This is a genomic window from Salinisphaera aquimarina (assembly GCF_042643355.1).
GTDB classification, from domain to species: Bacteria; Pseudomonadota; Gammaproteobacteria; order Nevskiales; family Salinisphaeraceae; genus Salinisphaera; species Salinisphaera aquimarina.
Genome location: NZ_JBHRSS010000012.1, coordinates 1 through 1,180, shown reverse-complemented (window position 1 = coordinate 1,180; position 1,180 = coordinate 1). Strand labels below are relative to the sequence as shown.

Annotated in this window: 1 protein-coding gene; it reads left to right on the top strand. The window is 63.1% G+C overall.

Going from position 1 to position 1,180, the window contains the following annotated elements; all coding sequences use genetic code 11:
* Window positions 1-1,180 (top strand): elongation factor Tu (gene tuf, locus ACFOSU_RS20875; RefSeq protein WP_380691994.1); only part of this gene is annotated, 1,180 nt, incomplete at both ends.

Here is a 1,180-nt window from a genome sequence, read left to right as displayed (position 1 = left end):
TGTCCAAATCAAAATTCGAGCGTAACAAGCCGCATGTGAACGTCGGCACGATTGGTCACGTTGACCATGGCAAGACGACGTTGACGGCCGCGTTGACGGTGGTATCGAACCGCTTGTTCGGATCGCAGCTGTCAGCGTTTGACATGATCGACAAGGCGCCGGAAGAAAAGGCGCGCGGCATCACGATTTCGACCTCGCACGTCGAGTACGAATCGGAAGCCCGTCACTACGCGCATGTCGACTGCCCGGGTCACGCGGACTACGTCAAGAACATGATCACCGGTGCCGCCCAGATGGACGGCGCGATTCTGGTGGTCAGTGCCGCCGACGGCCCCATGCCCCAGACCCGTGAGCACATCCTGCTCTCGCGTCAGGTCGGCGTGCCGCATATCGTCGTGTTCCTGAACAAGGCCGACATGGTCGACGACGAAGAGCTGCTCGAGCTGGTGGAAATGGAAGTGCGCGAGCTGCTCGACGCCTACGACTTCCCCGGCGACGACACCCCCGTCATCATCGGCAGTGCCCTCAAGGCGCTGGAAGGCGACGAAGGCGAATTCGGCACCGAAGCGATCGCCAAGCTCGTGCGCGCCATGGACGACTTCATTCCCGAGCCGGAACGCGCCGTGGACGGCGCCTTCCTGATGCCGGTAGAAGACGTGTTCTCGATTTCCGGTCGCGGCACCGTCGCCACCGGTCGCGTCGAGCGCGGCGTGGTGAACGTCGGCGACGAGATCGAGATTGTCGGCATCACCGCCACGGTCAAGACCACGGTGACCGGCGTCGAGATGTTCCGTCGCCTGCTCGACCAGGGCATGGCTGGCGACAACGTCGGCGTGCTGCTGCGCGGCACCAAGCGCGAAGACATCCAGCGCGGCCAGGTGCTGGCCAAGCCGGGCAGCATCACCCCGCACACCGGATTCGAGTGCGAAGTGTATGTGCTCAAGAAAGAAGAAGGCGGCCGTCACACGCCGTTCTTCAAGGGCTACCGCCCGCAGTTCTACTTCCGCACCACGGACGTCACCGGCGCGTGTGAGCTGCCGGCGGACACCGAGATGGTGATGCCGGGCGACAACGTCACGATGAACGTGGAGCTGATCCATCCGATCGCGATGGAAGAAGGTCTGCGCTTTGCAATCCGTGAAGGCGGCCGCACCGTGGGTGCTGGCGTCGTTACCAAGAT